The following is a 15,360-nucleotide window of genomic DNA, read 5'->3' on the forward strand; positions in this document are numbered from 1 at the left end:
AGTCGGCCAATTGGCCGAAACCACGGACCTGACCCACGCGGCATACCCCGCCGTGGCCCGCGCCTAGAGTGAAGGCATGAGCGACAGCACCCCCTCGAAGGACACCGACGTCCGACTTCGGGCGGCCCTCGACCAGGTGCCGGCCTACGTCCCCGGCAAGCCCGCAGCCGCGCCCGAGGGAGTGACGGCCTACAAGGTCTCCTCCAACGAGAACCCGTACCCGCCGCTGCCCTCGGTGCTCGAGGTGGTCCGCGAGGCTGCCGGCACCATCAACCGCTACCCCGACATGGCGGTCACCGAGCTGACCCAGGCGCTCGCCGACTCGCTCGGGGTGCCCGCCGAGCACGTCGCCACGGGCACCGGCTCGGTCGGCGTCCTCGGGCAGGTCATCGCCGCCACCTGCGACCCCGGCGACGAGGTGGTCTACGCCTGGCGCTCCTTCGAGGCCTACCCGATCGTCACCGCGCTGGCCGGCGCCAGCTCGGTGCAGGTCGGGCTCGACGACCACGCCCGGCACCGCCTCGACGCGATGCACGCCGCGATCACCGACCGGACCAAGGTCGTCATCGTCTGCACCCCCAACAACCCCACCGGCCCGATGGTCACGCACAAGGAGCTGGAGCGATTCCTCGACGCCGTGCCGAGCCGGGTGCTCGTGGTGATCGACGAGGCGTACCTCGAGTTCGTCACCGACCCCGAGGCGCCGCGCAGCCTCGAGCTCTACCGCGACCGCCCCAACGTCATGGTGCTGCGCACCTTCTCCAAGGCGTACGGCCTGGCCGGCCTGCGCATCGGGTATGCCGTGGCGCACCCCCCGGTCGCGGCTGCCCTGCGCAAGACGGCGACGCCGTTCGGCGTGAACTCGATCGCCCAGGCGGCCGCGGTGGCGTCCCTCAAGGCCTTCGACGAGCTCAAGGAACGGGTCGACGCGCTGGTCGCCGAACGCACCCGCGTGGTCGCGGCGCTGCGTGGCCAGGGCTGGTTCATCCCCGAGACGCAGGCCAACTTCGTCTGGTTCGGGCTCGGCGAGCGCTCGGCCGACTTCGCCGCCGCCGCGCAGGAGGCCGGGCTGACGCTGCGCCAGTACGGCACCGACGGGGTGCGGGCGACGATCGGCGAGACCGCGGCCAACGACGTGCTGATCAGGGTCGCGGGCGACTTCCTTTCCGAACACCCAGCCTCACCGAGCACCCGGTCAACCCCGCCTGAGCGGCCCTCCTGACCTGAGCCAGGCTGCGTCGTCCCTTTGGGGGAGGTGCGTCGGCCGGGGTCGGGAGGAGAGTCGGCAGCACACTCCCGGAGGCTCGCCATGACCGACCTGACTGACGTACGTCCCACGATCCCGGACTTCTCGGGACAGCAGCTGGCCCCGGGCGACGACGGGTACGACCGGTCCCGCAGCGTGTTCAACGGGATGATCGACCGGTCGCCGAGCCTGATCGCGACCTGCCGCAGCGCGGAGGACGTCGCCGCGGCCATCGCGTGGGCGCGGGCGTCCGACCTGCCGATCTCCGTCTACGGCGGCGGTCACTCGGTCCAAGGCTCGGCGGTGCTCGACGGCGGTCTGTGCGTCGACCTGCGTGGGCTGCGCGACGTGGTGGTCGACCCCGAGGCAGCGACGGCCCAGGTGGGGGGCGGCTGCACCTGGGGCGAGCTCGACGCGGCCACCCAGGAGCATGGCCTCGCGGTCACCGGTGGGCGGGTGTCGACGACCGGCGTCGGCGGCCTCGCCCTCGGCAGCGGGAGCGGGTGGCTGGAACGCCGGCTGGGGTTCACCTGCGACAACCTCATCGAGGCGCAGGTGGTGACGGCGGACGGGCAGATCGTGACCGCCTCGGAGACCGAGCACCCCGACCTTTTCTGGGCGGTGCGCGGCGGGGGTGGCAACTTCGGCGTCGTCACCCGGTTCACGCTGCGGCTGCACCCGGTCGGGCCGATCGTCTTCGGCGGCATGCTCATGTACCCGGCGCCGATGGGTGCCGACGTGCTGCGCAACTTCCGCGACTTCATCACCGACGCCCCCGACGAGGTGGGCGGCGGCGTCGCCTTCATCACCGCGCCGCCGATCGAGATGGTGCCGGAGCCGGCTCGGGGCAAGCCGGCGGTGGGCGTGATCGTGGCCTACACCGGACCGCTCGAGCAGGCTGAGGCGGTGTTGGCCCCACTGCTGACGTTCGGGCCGCCCGTCTTCGCTCACGTGGGGCCGATGCCCTACGTCGCCCTCCAGCGGATGCTCGACGACGCCAACCCGCACGGCATGCAGAACTACTGGACGGCCGACTTCTTCGACGAGCTGCCGGACGAGGCGGTCGAGACCCTCGTGCCGCTAGCGACCGCGCCGGTCTCGCCACTCAGCCAGGTCATCATCGTGCCGGGTGGCGGTGCGATCGCGCGGGTGCCCGAGGACGCCACCGCGTTCGGGGAGCGGCAGGCGCGGTTCAACATCCACTACCTGTCGATGTGGCCGGACCCGGCCGACACCGAGGCCAACATCGCGCACACCCGCACCCTGGCGGCGGCGCTGAAGCCGTGGACGACGGGAGCGGTCTACCTCAACTTCATCGGCGACGAGGGCCAGGACCGGATCGAGAGCTCCTTCGGCGAGACCAAGCTCGCCCGGCTGCGGGAGATCAAGGCCACCTGGGACCCGGACAACCTGTTCCGGCACAACCAGAACATCGCCCCCAAGTAGTCGGCAGCACCACGGCGCGACAGACTGGGGCCATGGTCGACACCTGGCTCCCGCCCTATCTCGCCCGCCCCGACCGCTACGGTCCGATGCCCTACCGCAAGGTCGGGCAGAGCGGGCTGCGGCTGCCGGCCGTCAGCCTCGGCATGTGGCACAACTTCGGCGACGACAAGCCGTTCGACGTGCAGCGCGCGATCCTGCGGCGGGCCTTCGACATCGGCATCACCCACTTCGACCTGGCGAACAACTACGGCCCGCCCTACGGCAGTGCCGAGCAGAACTTCGGGCGCCACTTCGCCGCCGACTTCCGCCCCTACCGCGACGAGCTGATCATCAGCTCCAAGGCCGGCTGGGACATGTGGCCAGGACCCTACGGCGACGGCGGCTCGCGCAAGTACCTGGTCGCCAGCCTCGACCAGACCCTCCAGCGCACCGGGCTCGACTACGTCGACATCTTCTACTCGCACCGCCCCGACCCCGACACCCCCCTCGAGGAGACGATGGGCGCGCTGGCGAGCATCGTCAAGCAGGGCAAGGCGCTGTATGCCGGCATCTCCAGCTACGGTCCCGAGCTCACCGCGCGCGCGGCCGACCTCCTCGACGAGATGGGCGTGCCGCTGCTCATCCACCAGCCGTCCTACTCGATGGTGAACCGCTGGGTCGAGGGCGGCCTGCTCGACACCCTCGGTGAGCGCGGCATCGGCTGCATCGCGTTCAGCCCGCTCGCGCAGGGGATGCTGACCGACAAGTACCTCGGCGGGATCCCCGAGGGGTCGCGGGCCAGCCAGGGCAAGTCCCTGTCCCCTGACCTGCTCACCGGCGAGACGCTGACCCACGTCCGCAAGCTCAACGACCTGGCCTCCGAGCGGGGCCAGTCGCTGGCCCAGCTGGCGCTGGCCTGGGCCCTGCGCGACGACCGGGTGACCTCGGTGCTGATCGGGGCCTCGTCGGTCGGCCAGCTCGAGGACTCCGCCGCAGCGGTCGGCAACCTCAGGTTCAGCGACGCGGAGCTCGAGGAGATCGACCGCGACGCCGTCGAGGCGGGCATCGACCTCTGGCGCACCCAGTCCCGCCTCACCTGAGCCAGCACTGAGTCCCACCTTTATCGGGTCTAGGGACAAACGCCGGCTTCACCCCGGAACCGTTCCGGGGTGAAGCCACCCTTTATCGGGTCACCCGATAAAGGTGAGGCGTGCGGCACCTGGGCGCGCGGCACACGCGGAGTCGTCCGGCAGGCAAACACGCTGGTGGGAAGCATGCCGGAGTCCGGATTCTGAGATTTTCCGCCGTCCCGATATCTTGGCCGGGTAAGGCCCCCTGTGAGCGCCGCCACAAGCGCGCCCCACACCAGCCGCCCCACGACGGCGGAGACCCCGCCCGGGTGAAGAAGGAGTTCCAGTGAGCGACAACGCAGTCGCCGGCGCCACGAGCGTCGAGCATGAGGACGAGGTGCTCGCCGAGCTGACCGCCCCGGTCCCCGAGGTCGGTGACGGTGGGCCCGAGATGGTCCAGCTGCTCACGCCCGAGGGCCAGCGCGTCGAGAACACCGAGTACGACGAGTACGTCAAGGACCTCACCGACGAGGACCTGCGCGGCTTCTACCGCGACCTCGTGCTGATCCGCCGCGTCGATGCCGAGGCCACCGCGCTCCAGCGCCAGGGTGAGCTCGGCATCTGGGCCAGCCTGCTCGGCCAGGAGGCGGCCCAGGTCGGCTCCGGTCGCGCGATGCGCCCGCAGGACTACGCCTTCCCGACCTACCGCGAGCACGGCGTCGCCTGGTGCCGCGGGGTCAACCCGCTCAACCTGCTCGGCCTGTTCCGGGGCGTCAACCACGGTGGCTGGGACCCGAACGAGAAGAACTTCCACCTCTACACGATCGTCATCGGCGCCCAGACGCTGCACGCGACCGGCTACGCGATGGGCATCCAGCGCGACGGTGACGTCGGCACCGGCGACGACGAGCGGGACGCCGCTGTGATCGCCTACTTCGGTGATGGCGCGACCGCCCAGGGCGACGTCAACGAGTCGTTCGTCTACGCGGCGGTCAACAACGCCCCGGTCGTGTTCTTCTGCCAGAACAACCAGTGGGCCATCTCCGAGCCCAACGAGCGGCAGACCCGCATCCCGCTCTACCAGCGGGCCCGCGGCTTCGGCTTCCCCGGCGTGCGGGTCGACGGCAACGACGTCCTGGCCGTGTACGCCGTGACCCAGCAGGCGCTCAACGCGGCGCGCTCCGGCAACGGCCCGACCTTCATCGAGGCCTACACCTACCGGATGGGCGCGCACACCACCTCGGACGACCCCACCAAGTACCGCGTCTCCGCCGAGGTCGAGGTGTGGAAGCACCGCGACCCCATCGAGCGGCTGAAGTCCTACCTCGTGCACACCCAGAAGGCCGACCAGGAGTTCTTCGACGCGATCGAGGTCGAGGCCGACGCGCTGGCCGTCACCGTCCGTGAGGGCTGCCTGTCCATGCCCGACCCGACCCCCGACTCGATGTTCGACCACATCTACGTCGAGGAGCACCCGGTCGTCGAGGCCGAGCGCCGGGAGTTCGCCGCCTACCACGCGGGCTTCGAGGGCGAGGGGAGCCACTGATGGGCACCATGACGATTGCCAAGGGCATCAACAACGGCCTGCGCGCCGCCATGGAGCGCGACCCGAAGGTCGTCCTCATGGGTGAGGACATCGGCAAGCTCGGTGGCGTCTTCCGCGTGACCGACGGCCTCCAGAAGGACTTCGGCGAGGACCGCGTCATCGACACCCCGCTCGCGGAGGCCGGCATCGTCGGCACCGCGATCGGCATGGCGCTGCGCGGCTACCGGCCCGTCGTCGAGATCCAGTTCGACGGGTTCATCTACCCCGCGTTCGACCACATCGTCAGCCAGGTCGCCAAGATGCGGGCCCGCTCGCTCGGCAAGATCAAGCTGCCGATGGTCATCCGCATCCCCGTCGGCGGTGGCATCGGCGCGGTCGAGCACCACTCCGAGTCCAACGAGGCCTACTTCGCGCACACCGCCGGCCTCAAGGTGGTCTGCTGCTCCAACGCCGAGGACGCCTACTGGATGATCCAGCAGGCCATCGAGTCCGACGACCCGGTGCTCTTCTACGAACCCAAGCGTCGCTACTGGGACAAGGGCGAGGTCGACGAGTCCGCCGCCCCGCGCGAGCTGCTCAAGGCGCAGGTATGCCGCGAGGGCACCGCTGCGACGCTGGTCGCCTACGGCCCCATGGTCAAGACCTGCCTGCAGGCGGCCGAGGCCGCCGCCGCCGAGGGCAAGGACCTCGAGGTCATCGACCTGCGGTCGCTCAGCCCGCTGGACCTCGACACGGTCGCCGCGTCGGTCGAGAAGACCGGTCGGGCCGTCATCGTCCACGAGGCGTCCACGTTCCTGGGCATGGGTGCCGAGATCGCGGCCGCCCTCCAGCAGCGCTGCTTCTACCACCTCGAGGCGCCTGTGCTCCGGGTCGGCGGGTACAACCTGCCCTACCCACCGAGCAAGCTCGAGGAGGAGTTCCTCCCCGACCTCGACAGGGTGCTCGACGCCGTCGACCGCTCGCTGGCCTTCTGAGAGGGGCGCGAAAACCCATGGCAGTCAAAGAGTTCAAGCTCCCGGACCCCGGTGAGGGCCTGACCGAGGCCGAGATCGTCACCTGGAACGTCAAGGTCGGCGACACGGTCAAGGTCAACGACATCATCGTCGAGATCGAGACCGCCAAGTCGCTGGTCGAGCTGCCGGTGCCGTTCGCCGGCACCGTCACCGCGCTGCACGTGTCCGAAGGCGACACGGTCGAGGTCGGCACGCCGATCATCTCCGTCGACACCGCGGGTGGACCGGCTTCCGTGCAGGACGCGCCCGCTGCCGGTGCCGTCGAGCCCGGCATCGAGGGCTCGCCCGCTCCCAAGATGGCCGCCGCGGCCGCAGCTGCTTCGGACGAGGAGGAGATCGAGGAGGGCAAGATCGGCGGCACCACGTCGACCGGTCGCACCGCCGTCCTCGTCGGCTACGGCGTCAAGCAGACCGAGGCCAAGCGACGTCCCCGCAAGGGCGACGTGGCACCTGCCGTCCAGCCGGCCAGCCCCGTCGCCGAACAGCCGGTGGCGACCCTGCCGGCCGCGTCGGCCCCCGTCGCCCGTGAGGGTGGCGCCCGCGCGCTGGCCAAGCCGCCGGTGCGCAAGTACGCCAAGGACCTCGGCATCGACCTGGCCACCGTCGCCGGCTCCGGCGAGGGCGGCATCATCAGCCGCGCCGACGTCGACGCCCACGCGGCGGGAGGTGCGGGCAGCGCTGCCGGCAACGCAGCGATCGGCGGCGGGGAGCGCGAGACGCGGATCCCGATCAAGGGTGTGCGCAAGATGACCGCGCAGGCGATGGTCGGCAGCGCGTTCACGGCGCCGCACGTCACCGAGTGGGTCACCATCGACGCGACGGCGACCATGGAGCTCGTCGAACGGCTCAAGAAGGACCGCGAGTTCAAGGACGTCAAGGTCACGCCGCTGCTGGTGCTGGCCAAGGCGATGGCCGTCGCGATCCGTCGTCACCCCGAGATCAACGCGACGTGGGACGAGGCCGCCCAGGAGATCGTGGTCAAGCACTACCTGAACCTCGGCATCGCCGCCGCCACCCCGCGGGGCCTGATCGTCCCGAACATCAAGGACGCCGACCAGATGTCGATGCGACAGCTGGCCGAGGCCATCGGAGCGCTGACCGCCACGGCCCGCGACGGTCGCACCCAGCCGGCCGAGATGTCGGGCGGCACGATCACGATCACCAACGTGGGCGTCTTCGGAGTCGACACCGGCACCCCGATCATCAACCCGGGTGAGGCGGCGATCCTCGCGTTCGGCGCGATCCGTCGCCAGCCGTGGGTGGTCACCGCCGCCGACGGCACCGAGACGATCGAGCCGCGCTGGGTCACCCAGCTGGCATTGTCGTTCGACCACCGGCTGGTGGACGGCGAGCTCGGCAGCAAGTTCATCGCCGACGTCGGTGCGATCCTCGCCGACCCGGCACGTGGCCTCGTCTGGGGCTGAGCGAGCACTTTCCGGCGCTGTGCCTTGCCCCAGACGACTGGGGCAAGGCACAGCGCCGCGAGCTCGCCTCGGAACGGGCGGCCGCGGGTCAGCTGAAGAAGTCCGTCTTCGCCGAGGTGCAGTGCGGGTTGGCGTACACCGTGCAGGCCGACACCACCAGGACGTAGGCCTTGTCCTCGGGGATGCTGAGGTTCGCCGTGCAGACGAACTGGTTGTCCCCGTTGCCGTAGTCGGTCTTCGACCACTGCGTGACCCCGTTGAGCCGGATCTCGGCCGTCGCCCACGTCGCCGAGGTGTTGAAACCGCTGTCGACCTTCGCGCACAGCTGGTCAGTCAGGTCCAGGTACTTGCCGGTGGCCCACGAGTGGGTCAGGACGGGGTTGCTGGCGTAGGCCGGGGTCGTGGTCAGCACAGCCAGCGCGACTGCACCCACGGCTGCCCCCCACACCTTGCGTCTCGTCGACATGGTCATCCCTTCGCTGGTGGTCAGCCCCGAGGCCTCGGGGCATTCGGAGTATGCAGCGAGATGGTGTTTGGCGCGCGATGAAGACGATCATCAGGGTTTGCCAGCACTGAGCAGCACTGGGCAACCGTGTGGCGCACTGAGTGGTGTTGCCGTGCAGAAGGGCGACGTTGCGACTACTCGTCGCCGCGGAGGGTGAACGAGCGCAGCCGGTCGCCGGTGAACCAGAGTGCCGCGACGGTGAGGAGGACGGCGGCCACCAGGGCGTAGGTCAGGCCGGTGCCGGGCCCGGTCAGCTGCCCGCTGACGTCGTGGCCGACGCCACGCCCCCACGCGCCGATCGAGACCCACTTGATCCCGCCGAGGAGCGAGCCGAGCAGCCCTTCCCACAGCAGCGCGAAGAGCAGCCCGATGACGACGGCGTGCCGGGTGAACGCGGCCAGCGCGATGAAGAGTGCGGTGTAGGCCGTGCCCGCCACCACTCCGGCGACTCCCCACGCCACGGCCTGGCGGGTGTCGCCGCTGTCGAGGACCAGCCCGGCGACCAGCAGCGGCAGGCCCCCGAACACGACCGTGGCAGCCCACGCGACCGCGAACTTGCTGAGCGCGATCACGTGCCGGCTCACCGGTTTGGAGATCAGGTAGACGATCGACCCGTCGTCCACCTCGGGACCGAGCACCGCGGTGGCGGCGAGGAGGGCGACGAGCGGCAACGCGAGGGTGTACCCGAGCGTGAGCACGGACTCGTAGCCGACGGCGTCGTCGGTCAGGGCCGCGACGATGACGGCCAGCGCGAGGAGCACGGTCGGGATGATGACGAGCACCAGGCCCCGGCGGCGGCCGAGGAGGGCCTGGCGGGACAGCCGCAGGATCGTGGGGTTGAGCGGTGGTGTGAGTGGCGCGGGGTTCCGGGTCGGCATGCGTCAGCCCCCCACCAGGTAGGCGAAGACGCTCTCGAGCGACTCGTCGGTCGGGGTCAGCTCGAGGATCCGGATGCCGTGCTGCCGGGCCACCTGGGGCAGCCGGACCGTGAAGGCCCCGAAGTCGGAGACGGACACGTCCACGCCACCTTTCGGTCGCAGCGACACCGCGACCACCGAGGGTTCGCCGATCAGGGCACTGGCCAGGCCGCGGTCGTCGTCACCCACGACGACGTACTGCACCGGGCGGTCCGTCATCAGGCGGCGGATCTGGCCGAAGTCGCCCGACGCCGCGTGCCGCCCCGACACGACGACCTCGATCTGCCGGGCGACCTGCTCGACCTCCTCGAGGATGTGCGAGCTGAAGAGCACGGTGCGACCCTCCGACCCCATCCGCCGGAGCAGGGTCATCAGGTGCAGCCGCTGGCGGGGGTCGACGCCGTTGAACGGCTCATCAAGAAGCAGGACAGCAGGGTCGTGCACGAGGGCCGAGGCGAGCTTCACGCGCTGTCGCATGCCCTTGGAGTACGTGCCGATCCGGCGGGCGGCGGGCTCGCCCATCTCGACCACGTCGAGGGCGCGTTCGGTCGCGGCGCCGGGGTCGGCGAGCCCGTGCAGCTCGGCGTTCGCCTGCACGAACTCGCGGCCGGTGAGGTAGCCGAAGCTCAGCTCGCGCTCGGGCACCAGGCCGATCACGCGGTAGGCGTCGGTGTGCCGCCAGATCGGTGTGCCGTCGAGGGTCACCGACCCGGCCGACGGCGCGAGGAAGCCGGACATCAGGGCGATCAGCGTGGTCTTGCCCGCACCGTTCGGACCGAGCAGCCCGGTCACGCCGGGCCGCACCGTCATCGAGATGCCGTTGACGGCCACGACGTTGCCGTACCAGCGCGAGGCCTGGTCGATCCTGATCTCAGACATGCGACGGCCTCCCCGGGCGCGGCGCACTCATGCCGTCGCCACCCGCCGGTAGCGCCAGACCAGGCCGCCGAGGCAGGCGGCGGACAGGCCGACGAACACGACGACGTAGGCGGTCTGCATCGGCACGCCCGTCGGTGGCGTCGCGATGTCGCCATCGGCCCACATCGCCATCAGCCCGCGGTAGAGCGAGTAGGGCGAGAAGAGCCCGGCGACCTCGCCGACCCGCGCGTGGTGCTCCTCGCCGGCGATGGCCTGGATCGCCGTCACGATCCCGTTGCCCAGCAACAGCAGCGCGATGGTCGCGACCACGGCGAACCCCCGCCGGGTCGACCACGAGGCGATCAGCCCGGCCACGCCGGCCAGTGCGAGGGCGAGCAGCACGGCCATCCCGGCCGCCACGGCGGCATCGCGGCTCTGGTCGGAGACGTCCAGCTCACCCAGCAACGCCACCGCATACAGGATCACGACGGGGGACACCAGGAAGACCAGGGTCGCGCCGAGGAGGGCGCCCCACCGGGCGATCGCGTAGGTCGCGGACGGCAGCGGCCGCGCGAGGTAGAGCGAGATGGTGCCGTGCCGCAGGTCGCGCGAGAAGAGCACCGGGGCCTGGGCTGCGACGAAGATGCCCAGCAGCACCTGCGTCGTCGAGGCGTACTGCGCGTAGCCGATCGGCAGCTCCTTGAGGCCGACCAACACCATCACCCCGCCGATGATGACGGAGGGCAGGATGTTGAGGCCGAGCAGGATGAACGGCAGCACCTTCGAGCGGCCCGAGCGGCCGAGCCCGAACGCGTTGCGGAAACCGGTGACCAGCAGGGCCCGGGCGATCGCTGCGGGTCCGAGCCGCGGGCCGGTGTAGGGGCGGTAGCCGAGGTCGTGGATGACGCTGCGGCCCTCGGGGGTCGCGGAGGAGGGATCGGTGGAGAGCTCACTCATCGCTGAACACATCCTCGATCCGGCGGTGGTCGACCTGCAGCCGGACCAGGCCCACCCCCAGGTCGCTCGCGGTGTCGCGGATGACGTCGTGGATGTCGTGGATGTCGTGGCTGTCGTGCACCTCGTGCCCGTCGGGATGGCCGGCAGTGGCGTCGACGGTCAGGAGGGCGCCACGCGGAGTGGTCGCCACCCCGGCCGCGGCCAGTGCCTGCGCCATCCGGGCGGTCGCGTCGTCGCCGAGCACCTCGACCAGCAGGACACCGGTGGCGTCGAGGAACTCGTCGGTGCGCGAGGCCCGCAGGAGGTGGCCGCCGTCGAGGACGACGACGTGGTCGCTCACCCGCTCGAGCTCGCCGAGCAGGTGCGAGGTGACGATGACCGCGATCCCGAAGTCGTGCCCGATCCGCTGCACCAGGCCGAGCATCTCGTCGCGCGCGGCGGGGTCGAGGCCGTTGGTCGGTTCGTCGAGCAGCACCAGCCGCGGGTCGTGGGCCAGCGCCTGGGCGAGCTTGGCCTTCTGCTTCATGCCGGTGGAGTAGCCGCCCATCGGCCGGTAGCGCTCCTCGGCCAGACCGACGTGCCGCAGCACCTCGGCGGCCCGCTCGCGCGCGGCGACCTTGGGCAGCCCCGACATCATCGCCATGTGCACGACGAAGTCGCTCGCACTCACATCGGGTGGCAGGCAGTCGTGCTCGGGCAGGTAGCCCACCGCCGCCCGGATCGCCGGTCCCTGGGTCGCGATGTCGTGCCCGAGCACCTGCGCTCGGCCACCGGTCGCAGGGACCAGCCCGAGCAGGATCTTGAGCAGCGTCGACTTGCCGGCCCCGTTGGCCCCCACCAGTCCGGTGATCCCCGGACCGATCTCGAGGTCGAGGGCGTCGAGGGCCAGCACCGCACCGTAGTCCTTGGTGAGGCGCTGGGTCTGCACCACGACCCCCGCGTGAACTGGTTCCACGCGAGTCACAGTAGCCGCGCCAGTCGGGTCGACCGGGGCGACTCCGTGCAGATTCAGGGGAGGTTCGGTGCAGATTCAGGGGAGCTTCAGGGAAGACCCCGACGTGCGGCCAGCCCAGGAGAGGCGAGGTATGCCGCGGTCGTGGGTCCGCGGCATACCTCGCCTCGTCGTGCTGGCTCGGATCAGTGGCCGATCGCGGGGGGCGCCACGGCTGCCGCGTCAGCGTCAGCGTCAGCCTGGTCAGCGTCCGCCTTGTCCCTGTCAGCCTTGTCTGCGGCGCCGCGCTCGGAGTAGGCCGAGCCGCCGCGCAGCTCGACGTGCGGGAGCAGCAGCATCACGAGGAAGCCGATCACCATCACGCCGGCGCCGACCAGGAACACCAGGTCCATGGAGTCAGAGAACCCGGTGAGGATCGGCTTGGCCAGACGGGCGTCCAGCTTCTCGATGATCGAGCTGTCCTTGAGGACGTTGGCGATGGGTCCGGGGTCACCACCCTGGGCCGCCGACTGCAGCCCCTTGGCGAACGCGGCGTTGGCCGGGTCGGAGAGCACGGCCGGGTCGTGGAGTGCGCCTTGGAACTCTTTCGTCGGGGCAGCCTTGACCATCGCCGCGTTGATCTTGTCGGGCACGGTGGAGAAGAGGATGGAGAGGAAGACCGCAGTGCCGAGCGTGCCGCCGATCTGCCGGGTGAAGGTCGCCGACGACGTGGCGACGCCGATCAGGCGTGGGGACACGGCGTTCTGGACGGCGAGGGTCAGGGGCTGGAAGTTGAAGCCCAACCCGAGCCCGAACGCGACCATGACGATGCTGGTCTGCCACAGCGGGGTGTCCGCCTTGATGAAGTGGAAGACGAACAGCGCAATCGCCAGCAGGGCCGACCCGATGATCGGGAAGCGGCGGTAGCGGCCGGTCCGGCTGATGATCTGGCCCGAGATGATCGAGCCGGCCATGATGCCGAGCGTGAGGGGCAGCAGGAGCAGACCGGCCTTGGTCGGCGACGCACCCTTGACGATCTGGAGGTAGAGCGGCAGCGAGGCGAGGCCACCGAACATGGCCATGCCGATGAGCACCGAGGCACCCGAGGCGACCGCGACGGTCCGCTCCTGGAAGAGCGTGAGCGGCAGCAGCGCCTCGTCCTTCATGGCCCGCTCGACGAGCAGGAACGCGATGACGCCGATGATGCCGACGACGTAGCAGGCGATCGAGCGCCCGGAGCCCCAGCCCCAGTCGCGGCCCTGCTCGGCGACGAGGAGCAGCGGCACCAGGCCGAGGGTCAGCGTGGCCGCGCCCCACCAGTCGATGCGGTGGTCGAGACGGGTGTGCTGCAGGTGCAGGGTGCGCGACACGACGAAGAGCGCGGCGATGCCGATCGGCACGTTCACGAGGAAGACCCAGCGCCAGCCGTCGACGCCGAGGATGCTGCTCTGGCCGGCGAAGAACCCGCCGATGACCGGGCCGAGCACGCTGGAGGTGCCGAACACGGCGAGGAAGTAGCCCTGGTACTTGGCGCGCTCCCGGGGCGGGACGATGTCGCCGATGATGGCCAGCGCCAGGGAGAACAGCCCGCCGGCGCCGAGGCCCTGCACGGCGCGGTAGAACGCCAGCTGGAGCATCGACTGCGAGAGAGTACAGAGGACAGAGCCGATGACGAAGATCGTGATCGCGGCCGAGAAGAACTTCTTGCGGCCGTAGATGTCGGACAGCTTGCCGTAGAGCGGCGTGACGATCGTCGAGGTGATCAGGTAGGCGGTGGTGGCCCAGGCCTGCTCGTCGAGGCCCTTGAGGTCGTCCGCGATGGTGCGGATGGCGGTGGCCACGATGGTCTGGTCGAGGGCGGCGAGGAACATGCCCATCATCAGGCCGACGAGGATCGTGATGATCTGTCGGTGGGTCAGGGGCCCGTCGGGACGGGCGGGGGCGGCGGCTGCCATGTCAGTTCTCCGAGGAACGAGTCGGGGCGGGTGAGGGAGTTGGGTTGGCGAGGTTCTTGCGGTGGCGTTCGAGGTCGGCGCCGAACCGTTCGAGGTGCCCCGCGAAGTCGCTGGCCTCCTCGGGAGTCCAGTCACCCATCAGCTCGCGGAACCACTCGGTCCGGCTCTGCTGGATGCGGGCGAGGAGCCGGGTGCCCTCCTCGCTGAGCTGGACGACCTGGGCGCGTCCGTCGGCGGGGTCGCTCACCTTGTCGACGAGGCCGTGGCTCTCGAGGGTGCTCACCTGACGGCTCACGGTGGAGACGTCGGAGTGCACGACCTCGGCGAGGACCGAGACGCGGCGCGGCTCCGCGGCGAGGTTGAACAGGATCGGGTACGCGGTGGCGTCAACCGCCGGGTGGATCCGTGGTGCGTGCTGGCGCATGGCCTGCAGGAGCTTCATCAACCGGATGAGGCCGACGCTGACGCGTTCAGCCGTCTCCCGGTCGAGCTGGTGCTGCGACATGGGGGTACCTGCGTGTAGAGAGAGGAGAGGTTGCTTGCAACATACAAGTATCACGAAATGGTTGTGTGCGGCAAACAAACAGCAGAAGCTCTCAGGGCACGAACACCAGGTTCTGCAGCACCTGGCGGGCGACGGCCTCGTCGCCCTGCACGGTGAAGTGGATGTCGTCGACGGTGCCGCGCCCGGCAGCCCGCCGGGTCAGCGCATCGGTCGAGAGCGTGATGGTGGTGAACACGTCGTCCGGGTCGCCGTCGTGGGCGATGCCGGAGAACAGCGGTATGCCGCGTGGCTTGCCGTCGTCGCTCGACTCCACCCAGACGCCGGCCCGGCCGACGACGGGGCCGGTGCTCTCGATGATGACGACGTTGCCCGGCGGGATCTGGGCGTTGCGGGCGATCAGCTTGGGCAACGACGCGAAGAGCAGGTGCATGAAGACGACGGCGCCACCGGAGTCCAGGTCCCCGGGACGACCGAGCGCCTGGCGGATGTCCTGCTCGTGCGTCCAGATGTCGAGGATCCGGGTGGGCAGGCTCTCGCTCAACGGGGCCGGGCCCCAGGCGCCCCGCACCACGGTGTCGAGGGTGACGCCGGGGGCGGTGAACTGCTCCACCCGTTGCGCCGCAATGGTCTCCAGCTCGGCGACCACCTTGGCGCCGACCATCGGCCGCCGGATCTCCACGGCCCGCTCGAGGAACTTCCCCTCGGCGTTGTGGATGTGCTCGTAGTCGGGCAGCTCGACCCGCGGGTTGTCGCCGCTGTGCAGCCACGACTCGAGGCCGACGACGTGCGAGATCTGGTCCTTGACGGTCCACCCCGGGCACGCGGTGGGCAGGGCGAAGTCGGCATCCGAGCAGGAGTGGCCGAGGTCGACCACCGCCTGGGTGGTCTGCTGGTAGGCCGCGACGAGTCCGGCCAGGTCTTCGGGTGCTGCCGGGTGCAGAGGCATGCCCCCACCCTACGAGCACGGGCTCTGTCCCGGTCGAACAGTTCGCTACCTAGGCTGTGCGC

14 protein-coding genes are annotated in these 15,360 nt (G+C 70.3%); 6 read left to right on the forward strand and 8 right to left on the reverse strand.

Annotated elements, in window-relative coordinates:
• Positions 1 to 76: 76 nt before the first annotated feature.
• The 6 genes from hisC to ASG91_RS06740 all read left to right on the forward strand — a co-directional run bounded on the left by hisC (position 77) and on the right by ASG91_RS06740 (position 7,724).
• Positions 77 to 1,222: a histidinol-phosphate transaminase gene (hisC, locus tag ASG91_RS06715; protein WP_056921879.1), complete on the forward strand. Its 1,146-nt coding sequence runs from the start codon at positions 77 to 79 to the stop codon at positions 1,220 to 1,222.
• 87 nt (positions 1,223 to 1,309) lie between these two features.
• On the forward strand, positions 1,310 to 2,692 hold the full coding sequence (locus tag ASG91_RS06720; RefSeq protein WP_056921880.1) for an FAD-binding oxidoreductase: 1,383 nt from the start codon (positions 1,310 to 1,312) through the stop codon (positions 2,690 to 2,692).
• A 32-nt stretch (positions 2,693 to 2,724) separates the two neighbouring features.
• Complete coding sequence (gene mgrA / locus ASG91_RS06725; protein ID WP_056921881.1) at positions 2,725 to 3,771, forward strand: L-glyceraldehyde 3-phosphate reductase; 1,047 nt, start codon at positions 2,725 to 2,727, stop codon at positions 3,769 to 3,771.
• A gap of 316 nt (positions 3,772 to 4,087) precedes the next feature.
• Complete coding sequence (gene pdhA / locus ASG91_RS06730; protein ID WP_056921882.1) at positions 4,088 to 5,287, forward strand: pyruvate dehydrogenase (acetyl-transferring) E1 component subunit alpha; 1,200 nt, start codon at positions 4,088 to 4,090, stop codon at positions 5,285 to 5,287.
• Positions 5,287 to 6,261, forward strand: a complete 975-nt coding sequence (locus tag ASG91_RS06735) for an alpha-ketoacid dehydrogenase subunit beta (protein WP_056921883.1) — start codon at positions 5,287 to 5,289, stop codon at positions 6,259 to 6,261. The genes pdhA and ASG91_RS06735 overlap by 1 nt, the downstream gene beginning before the upstream one ends.
• A gap of 17 nt (positions 6,262 to 6,278) precedes the next feature.
• A complete protein-coding gene (locus ASG91_RS06740; RefSeq protein ID WP_056921884.1) occupies positions 6,279 to 7,724 on the forward strand; it encodes a dihydrolipoamide acetyltransferase family protein in 1,446 nt (481 codons plus the stop codon).
• Between the two features lie 88 nt (positions 7,725 to 7,812).
• Here ASG91_RS06740 and ASG91_RS06745 read toward each other — a convergent pair whose 3' ends face one another.
• From ASG91_RS06745 to ASG91_RS06780, 8 genes are all read right to left on the reverse strand, one after another.
• Positions 7,813 to 8,190, reverse strand: coding sequence for a hypothetical protein (locus ASG91_RS06745; RefSeq protein WP_157581678.1), 378 nt, complete (start codon positions 8,188 to 8,190; stop codon positions 7,813 to 7,815).
• A 173-nt stretch (positions 8,191 to 8,363) separates the two neighbouring features.
• On the reverse strand, positions 8,364 to 9,107 hold the full coding sequence (locus tag ASG91_RS06750) for an ABC transporter permease subunit (protein WP_056921886.1): 744 nt from the start codon (positions 9,105 to 9,107) through the stop codon (positions 8,364 to 8,366).
• A 3-nt stretch (positions 9,108 to 9,110) separates the two neighbouring features.
• Positions 9,111 to 10,025: an ABC transporter ATP-binding protein gene (locus ASG91_RS06755; protein ID WP_056921887.1), complete on the reverse strand. Its 915-nt coding sequence runs from the start codon at positions 10,023 to 10,025 to the stop codon at positions 9,111 to 9,113.
• A gap of 27 nt (positions 10,026 to 10,052) precedes the next feature.
• On the reverse strand, positions 10,053 to 10,961 hold the full coding sequence (locus ASG91_RS06760) for a hypothetical protein (RefSeq protein ID WP_056921888.1): 909 nt from the start codon (positions 10,959 to 10,961) through the stop codon (positions 10,053 to 10,055).
• Positions 10,954 to 11,916, reverse strand: coding sequence for an ABC transporter ATP-binding protein (locus ASG91_RS06765; protein ID WP_200961249.1), 963 nt, complete (start codon positions 11,914 to 11,916; stop codon positions 10,954 to 10,956). The genes ASG91_RS06760 and ASG91_RS06765 overlap by 8 nt, the downstream gene beginning before the upstream one ends.
• Before the next feature lie 182 nt (positions 11,917 to 12,098).
• Entirely contained in the window at positions 12,099 to 13,847 is a 1,749-nt protein-coding gene (locus ASG91_RS06770; RefSeq protein WP_056921890.1) for an MDR family MFS transporter, read from the reverse strand.
• A 1-nt stretch (position 13,848) separates the two neighbouring features.
• The gene (locus tag ASG91_RS06775; protein WP_056921891.1) at positions 13,849 to 14,352 is read right to left on the reverse strand and encodes a MarR family winged helix-turn-helix transcriptional regulator; all 504 of its coding nucleotides are present in this window, start codon (positions 14,350 to 14,352) and stop codon (positions 13,849 to 13,851) included.
• Positions 14,353 to 14,443: 91 nt separating this feature from the next.
• Positions 14,444 to 15,298, reverse strand: coding sequence for a maleylpyruvate isomerase family mycothiol-dependent enzyme (locus ASG91_RS06780; RefSeq protein WP_082592252.1), 855 nt, complete (start codon positions 15,296 to 15,298; stop codon positions 14,444 to 14,446).
• Between the last annotated feature and the right edge of the window lie 62 nt (positions 15,299 to 15,360).

It is taken from the genome of Phycicoccus sp. Soil802 (genome assembly GCF_001429605.1).
GTDB lineage: Bacteria > Actinomycetota > Actinomycetes > Actinomycetales > Dermatophilaceae > Pedococcus.